General features: G+C 31.1%; 6 protein-coding genes. 5 read left to right on the top strand and 1 reads right to left on the bottom strand.

The window, feature by feature from the left end; genetic code table 11:
- Positions 1-563 (bottom strand): methylated-DNA--[protein]-cysteine S-methyltransferase (locus tag IJI80_RS06150; protein WP_292788556.1); only part of this gene is annotated, 563 nt, incomplete at its 3' end.
- Positions 564-892: 329 nt separating this feature from the next.
- Between IJI80_RS06150 and cysK the strand changes: the two genes are divergently transcribed.
- From cysK to acs, 5 genes are all read left to right on the top strand, one after another.
- The gene (gene cysK / locus IJI80_RS06145; protein ID WP_292788554.1) at positions 893-1,882 is read left to right on the top strand and encodes a cysteine synthase A; all 990 of its coding nucleotides are present in this window, start codon (positions 893-895) and stop codon (positions 1,880-1,882) included.
- 351 nt (positions 1,883-2,233) lie between these two features.
- On the top strand, positions 2,234-2,974 hold the full coding sequence (gene cysE, locus IJI80_RS06140) for a serine O-acetyltransferase (RefSeq protein WP_292788552.1): 741 nt from the start codon (positions 2,234-2,236) through the stop codon (positions 2,972-2,974).
- Between the two features lie 23 nt (positions 2,975-2,997).
- Positions 2,998-3,378, top strand: coding sequence for a transcriptional regulator (locus tag IJI80_RS06135; RefSeq protein ID WP_292788549.1), 381 nt, complete (start codon positions 2,998-3,000; stop codon positions 3,376-3,378).
- 133 nt (positions 3,379-3,511) lie between these two features.
- A complete protein-coding gene (gene cysS, locus IJI80_RS06130) occupies positions 3,512-4,972 on the top strand; it encodes a cysteine--tRNA ligase (protein WP_292788547.1) in 1,461 nt (486 codons plus the stop codon).
- Between the two features lie 418 nt (positions 4,973-5,390).
- A complete protein-coding gene (gene acs / locus IJI80_RS06125; protein WP_292788545.1) occupies positions 5,391-7,490 on the top strand; it encodes an acetate--CoA ligase alpha subunit in 2,100 nt (699 codons plus the stop codon).
- Positions 7,491-7,644: the final 154 nt, after the last annotated feature.

The following is a 7,644-nucleotide window of genomic DNA, read 5'->3' as shown; positions in this document are numbered from 1 at the left end:
GGGCTATCTCCAACTACTTTCTTTCCTTGAATCATCAAGCCATCTAATTCAAGTAGTGTTTTTTTAGATTCAAGTCCTTCTGCAACACCACCGAATCCTCCGATGGTTCTGTCTGATTTAACTGTTCTGTGGCATGGTATGATTATAGGGTATGGATTTTTTGAAAGTGCAGTGCCTACTGATCTGTATGCCTTTGGACTGCCAGCTGCCTTTGCAAGGTCCTTATATGTATTTATGGTTCCTTTTTTTGTTTTGAATTCAGTTTCCAATACTTTTCTTTGGAATGGTGTAAATTTTTCCAAATTAAGATATTCAAGTGAAAACTTAGCGTCTTTTTCTTTAAAGTAATTGTCTAATTCTTTCAATACATTATTCAATTGCTTTGATTTCTTATTGATCGGGAGCTTATCTTCCTGTTCATATTTTTCTTCAGCTATTTGTGTTGAGCTTTTATCTGGTTTTGAGAGGATAATCTCTTCGATTTGGAATTTTGGTTTTTTCCTCCAGATAATTGTTATTTCTCCAATTGGGCTTGGATTAATAATGTATTTAAAGAGAGTCATTTTATCATCTTTTTAATATTAGTAATTATATTAATAATATTTTTTATAGTTAAATTTTATTTTCTTTATTTTATTTTCTTTTGAAAAAATTTTAGTTTTCTATAGAAATATTTATATATCATCATTTATTAACTATTATATAACAATTGTTATATTTTTAACTTTTGTTGAAATTTTAAATAAAATAAATTATTAAATAGATATATAAAATAAATTATATTATCTATTTGTTATTAGAAGGGATTTAGCATAGATTAACAAATTTTATTTTTTATATTTTTTAATAATTATAGATTGTATTATTAATGAAAATTTATGATGTGATTAATATGGTAAATATTCCTGAATTAAAAAGAGGTGTAGCAAACGATATTACCGAAGCAATCGGTAATACTCCTCTTGTAAGATTAAATAAATTAACAGAAGGTTTAGAAGCGGATGTGCTTGTAAAGATTGAAGCTTTTAACCCAGTAAGTAGTGTAAAAGATCGTGTAGCAGTTTCTTTAATTGAAGCTGCAGAAAAAGAAGGTAAAATCAATAAGGATACTGTAATTATTGAACCTACAAGTGGTAATACTGGTATTGGTCTTTCCTTTGTAGCGGCTGCTAAAGGTTACAAATTAATATTGACTATGCCTGAAACCATGTCTATTGAAAGAAGAAAATTGCTTGCAGTATTCGGTGCAGAGATTGTTTTAACTCCAGGTAGTGAAGGTATGGGTGGAGCTATTGCTAAAGCTGCAGAACTTGCAGAAAACACTCCAAATTCATTTATTCCACAACAATTTGAGAATAAGGCAAACTCCGAAATCCACAGATTGACTACTGGTCCTGAAATCTACAGGGATACTGACGGTGAAGTTGACATTGTTGTATCTGCTGCTGGAACAGGTGGTACTGTAACTGGTATTGCACAGTATATTAAAGAATTAAAACCAGAATTTAAAGCTGTTGCTGTAGAGCCTGAAACTTCCCAAACTTTAGGTAAAGGTGTTAAAGGACCTCATAAAATCCAAGGTATTGGACCAGGATTTGTTCCAGGCGTTTTAGAAAGAGACCTTATTGATGAAGTCATTCCAGTAAAAGATGAAGATGCTGGATCCACTTTATTGAAATTAGCTCGTGAAGAAGGTATTTTCACTGGTATTTCTTCTGGAGCAGCTACTTGGGCAGGTTTAGAACTTGCAAAACGCCCAGAAAATAAAGGCAAAACCATTGTAGTTATTTTACCAGATACTGGTGAAAGATACTTATCTACTGAATGGGTATTTAAAGAATTGTACGATGCATACGATGATTCTATTTTCCCATCTAACTAATTGCAATATGTTCTAACTGGATAATGTTGATACGTATTGAATAAGGATAAGTATTGAATATTGATAAGTATTGCGCAAAAAGTAAATAATTAAGAAATAAATTTTTTATTTCCTTAATTATTTTTTTTTAAATTTCCATTATTGAATTTTTTTGATAGATTTAAAGATTTATCATTCATTCAAATTTTTTATTCTATTTTTTAATTTTTAAATTTTTTAAAATAGTTTATATATTATAAAAAAATAATATAACTTTGTTATTATAACAAATGTTAAATTTATATTTAAGTAAATTCAAATATACTAATATAATTAACAATAGTTAAGTTTTACTTTTACAATGGTGAATTTATGTTTGATGACTTGAAACAAGATTTACAAGCTGCAAAAGCAAGAGACCCTGCAGCAAGAAGTAGTCTAGAGATTCTGCTTTGTTATCCTGGAATATGGGCTATTATATTTCATAGATTGAATCATTGGCTTTGGACTCATCGTTTACCATTTTGGGGAAGATTTTTCTCTCAAATATCCAGATTCTTGACTGGCATAGAAATTCACCCTGGTGCTCAGATAGGTAAAAGAGTCTTTATTGACCATGGAATGGGTATTGTAATAGGTGAAACTGCTATTGTTGGAAATGATGTTTTAATATATCAAGGAGTAGTTCTTGGAGGTACAAGTTTAAGTAAGGGTAAAAGACACCCTACTGTTGAAGATGCAGTTGTAATCGGTTCTGGAGCAAAGGTTCTAGGAAACATTACATTAGGATGTTCCTCAAAAGTTGGAGCGGGGGCTGTAGTATTGCAGGATGTTCCAAGAGGAGCTACTGCAGTTGGTGTACCGAGCAGGATTATTCATGAAGACCGTAAATGTGTTTTGGATTTAGAGCACGAATTTCCAGACCCTGTTTCATCAGCTATTGACTTGCTCTTTGAACGTCAGGAAGAGCTTGAAAATAGGATTAATATCCTAAGTCAGTTCCATGATATGGGCCATGTTGAATTTGACCATGGCTCTGAACTTGAAGAGGTTTTTAAGGGTGATGGAAAATTATTTTATAAATTAAATAATTATATTGATGAAGAAGAATAATTTTTAACTTTAGGAGGATTTTTATGAAACCACCTTGTGAAATGGTAGTATGGTATATCATACCAGCTATTAGATCTGAATTAGCAAAAGATTTATTGAAATTAGGAATGAAACAAAAAAAGATATCTGAATTAATGGATATTACTCAACCTGCTGTATCTCAGTATTTAACTGATAAAAGAGGTAGCGGCATTGAGTTCAATGATGATGTAAAAGCATTAATTGAAGAATTTGCAAATGACTTAAATGAAGGGACTGCAACTAAATTAGACATTATTCCACGTACTTGTTTCATCTGTAAAAGAATCAAAACAGAAGATGTCATTTGTCAAATCCATAAGGAAAAAGGACATATGCCTGCTGATTGTAAGGCATGTTTAGGTTCTGAAGCACATTTATTATAAATTTTAGTAGATTTTTCTACTAATTTTAGTTTTATGATTGGTATAGAATATTATTTTGAATCTATTCTAATCATTATTTATTTATTTTAGTTTAGACTTATTTTTATTTATTAAATTGTTTTAAGGAGATATAATGGAAATTTATAGCACTATGTCAAGGGAAAAGGAAGAGTTGAATACATTATTTGAAGATAAGATCAAACTCTTTGTTTGTGGCCCTACAGTTTATGATGATGCTCATATTGGTCACGGAAGAACATACATTTCCTTTGATACCATTAAGAGATATTTAGAATTTAAAGGTTATTCTGTATTCTACTTACAAAATATTACAGATATTGATGATAAAATTATTAACAGAGCAAAAGAAAGTGGTGTCGACTCCAAGTTGCTAGCAAAAAAATTTGAAAAAAGATTTATTGAAGATATGGCTGCTTTAAATGTGAAAAGCGTTAACTATTTTGCAAGAGCTACTGACCATATGGAAGAAATTTTAGATCAAATCCAAAGGTTAATTGATAAAGGATTTGCATATGTAACTGAAACTGGAGTTTACTTTGAAGTTGCTAAGTTTAAGGATTATGGTAAATTAGCTAATCGTAAGATTGAAGAACTTGAAACTCATAGGATTGATATTGATAGTTCTAAAAAAAGTCCTAATGATTTTGCTTTATGGAAAAATAGAGAAGCTGAAGAGTTTGCTGGTGAACCTGTATGGGATTCCCCGTGGGGTAAAGGAAGACCTGGTTGGCATATAGAGGACACTGCAATCACTGAAAAATACTTTGGACCTCAATATGACATTCATGGTGGAGGTCTCGACTTAATATTCCCTCACCACGACTCTGAGATTGCTCAAATGGAAGCGGTATCTGGTAAGGAGCCATTAGTTCAATACTGGATGCATACAGGATTCTTAAATGTTTCTGGAGAAAAAATGTCTAAATCTTTAGGTAACTTCATTACCATTAGAGATTTATTGAAAGAGTATTCTGGTGAAACATTCAGATTATTTGTTCTTGCAACTCATTACAGAAGTCCTATAGACTTTAGTGAAGTGAGCTTGCATCAAGCTGAAAGAAATGTGGCTAAAATCAAGAATTACATTCAATCTATTGATGAGAAGATTGCCGAAGCGTTTGAAAAAGGTAATGTTTCTGATGATATTGCTTATTTAGCTGACTTACCGGAAAATGAGCTTTTTGAAGAATTGCTTAACTTTAACTACTACGAATCTTCTTATGATGTGTTAAATGAAGGAGTCAGTGAGTTCTTCAAGAGTATGGATGATGACTTCAGCACTCCTAAAGCTATTGCAGCTATTTTCTCATTTATCAAGCAATCCAATAAGGACTTGAATGAAGATAAGATAATCATTGATGATCTTTTAGCTATTAAGCACTGGTTTGCAGATATCAGTCAAATATTAGGTATTGATTTCTTTGCAAATGATGATGAAACCAGTGGTGATGAAGAGGAATTATTGAATATAATTGCTGATGTTCGTCAAAAATTAAGAGCTGAAAAGAAATACGATTTATCTGATGAAATTAGGGATAAGCTTGTTTCATTAGGTATAGAAGTAAGCGATTAATTATTTATTATTTATTAATTAATCAATAATTTTGAAATAATAATTTTATAGTGGTTAGTATTTCTAATCATTATTCTCTCTTTTTTTTAATTTTTAAGATTTTACTATATCTTTTATAGTTTTATTAATATTTTTTTATAGTTTTAGTTATTTACATTATTTTTCATGAAAACTTTTAGATAATTATAAATATTAACATTTTTATACTAATTTAAGACAAAAATATAATTGTTAATTATTTATCATTATAAATATGATGAATTACATATAATATAATAACGAATATTATATTGTAAAAATTAATATTTTAAATTAATTTTTAAATATTAATGAAACAATTATAAGTTAATATGAATTTTAAAGTGTAAATTTTAAAATCATAATTATTAAATTAATTGAAATAAAGGAGTTAAAATCTATGACTGATCTTACTAAGATGTTTAATCCAGACTCTGTTGCTATTGTTGGAGCTTCCAACTCAGAAGGAAAAGTTGGTTATATTATCGTAAATAATATGATTAATGATGGTTTTAAAGGAAACATTTATCCTATTAACCCTAAAGATGATGAAATTCAAGGATTAAAAGCATATAAAAACGTATCTGACTTGCCAGAAGTGCCAGACCTTGTAATTATTTCTATTCCTAGTGTTTTAGTAAACCCAGTTGTTGAAGAATGTGGTGAATTTGGTGTTAAAAACATGGTTGTTATCACTGCAGGATTTAAGGAAATTGGTGGAGAAGGTGTAGAAAGAGAAAATGAGCTTGTAGCTCTTGGTAAAAAATATGGCATAAATATTATTGGTCCTAACAGTTTAGGTATCACTGATTCACATTCATTATTAAATGCTTCATTTTCACAAATCATGCCTCCTACAGGAAATATTGCATTTATTTCCCAAAGTGGAGCAATGATGGTAGCTATTATTGATTGGAGTGTAACTTCTGGAATTGGATTCAGTAAAATTATCAGTTTAGGAAATAAAGCTGGAACCACTGAAATTGAATTGATTGAATATTTATCTGATGATGATGAAACTGCAGTAGTTATCTGTTATCTTGAATCCATCACTGAAGATGATGACTTTGTCAGAACCTTAAGAAAAGTCTCTTATAAGAAACCTGTCATTATATTGAAATCCGGTTCAAGTTCTGCTGGTGCAGAAGCGGCATCCTCACACACTGGTGCATTAGCTGGTAGTGATGTTGCATTTGATACTGCATTCAAGCAATCTGGAGTATTCAGAGTAACCACTATGGATGAATTGTTTGATGTAGGTTTAGCATTCTCCAAATGTCCACTTCCAACTGGACGTAACCTTGCAATCATTACCAATGCAGGTGGTGGAGGAGTTTTATCCGTAGATGCTATGGAAAGATACGGATTGGAACTTGTTAAGTTTGATGAAGAAACCAATGAAAGATTAAAAGCAGCTGTGCCTGAAGAAGGAAGTATTAAGAACCCAATTGATGTTTTAGGTGACGCTCCTGTTATAAGATATAAGGAATCTTTAGAAGCAGTATTAGATTCTGATGATGTTGACGGTTTAGTGGTAATGGTTTGTCCTACTGCATCTGCTGATGCTGATGGAATTGCTCAAGCACTTGTTGAAGGTGCAAGTGAATTTGACAAGCCTGTTATTGCAGTTAACATGGGTGGACCTACCTTTGAAAACGCTAATGATGTACTCAGAGACAATGGTATTCCTACCTATGTATTCCCTGAAACTGCTGTAAAGGTATTTGATTACCTTGCAAGATTTGCTGCTGTTCAAGATAGAAACTATGATGATCCTGTTGGAGCAGTAGATGATGTGGATAAAGCAGCTGTTGAAGCTATTTTTGCTAAAGTGAAAGAAGAGGGAAGAGACACCTTGCTTGGTAGTGAAGCTTATGCTGTAGCTGAAAGCTACGGTATTGAAGCGGCTCCTATTAAATTAGCTACTTCTGCTGAAGAAGCGGGTGTTCTTGCTGAAGAAATGGAATTCCCAGTTGTACTTAAGATTGCTTCTGATAAGATTTTACACAAATCCGATATTGGTGGTGTAAAAGTAGGTATTCAAACCAAAGAAGAAGCAGAAGAAGTATTCGAAGAAATCATGGCTAATGCTAAGAAAGCACATCCAGACATTGTTCCAAATGGAGTTGAAGTTCAAAAGATGATGGACTCTGGAATTGAAGTTCTCGTTGGTATGATCAGAGATGCACAATTCGGTCCAATGATTGCATTTGGTATGGGTGGAGTTCTTGTAAACCTTTTAGAAGATGTTTCATTTAAATTGGCAAAAGGTTTAACTACTGAAGAAATTGCTGAACAAATGGACAATACTAAAGTTATGGGATTACTTAAAGGTTTCAGAGGAGAAGCTCCTGGTGATATAGATGCTGTTAAATCAGCTATTATCAGAGTAGCTAGATTAACTTTAGACTTCCCTGAAATATCTGAACTTGATATTAACCCAATCTTTGTATATGAGAAAGGATCAAGTGCATTAGATATTAAGATTAAATTAGGTTAATTTTCCAAACTTTAAGTTTGAAGAAAATTTTCTTAATTTTTTATTTTTTTATTTTAGCTATTTTTCTCATTTTTTCTATTTTTATATAATTATTAATATAATAATATTTTATTTATTTTTATTTCTTATTTTCTTTAATTTTCCAATATTTTTT

It is taken from the genome of Methanobrevibacter sp. (genome assembly GCF_017432245.1).
Lineage (GTDB): Archaea > Methanobacteriota > Methanobacteria > Methanobacteriales > Methanobacteriaceae > Methanobrevibacter.
This window is presented reverse-complemented; position numbering and strand designations above follow the sequence as displayed.

Bases quoted from the DNA above. Each gene is read 5' to 3' on its own strand.
- cysK (WP_292788554.1), top strand. From the start codon at position 893: ATGGTAAATATTCCTGAATTAAAAAGAGGTGTAGCAAACGATATTACC.
- cysE (WP_292788552.1), top strand. From the start codon at position 2,234: ATGTTTGATGACTTGAAACAAGATTTACAAGCTGCAAAAGCAAGAGAC.
- IJI80_RS06135 (WP_292788549.1), top strand. From the start codon at position 2,998: ATGAAACCACCTTGTGAAATGGTAGTATGGTATATCATACCAGCTATT.
- cysS (WP_292788547.1), top strand. From the start codon at position 3,512: ATGGAAATTTATAGCACTATGTCAAGGGAAAAGGAAGAGTTGAATACA.
- acs (WP_292788545.1), top strand. From the start codon at position 5,391: ATGACTGATCTTACTAAGATGTTTAATCCAGACTCTGTTGCTATTGTT.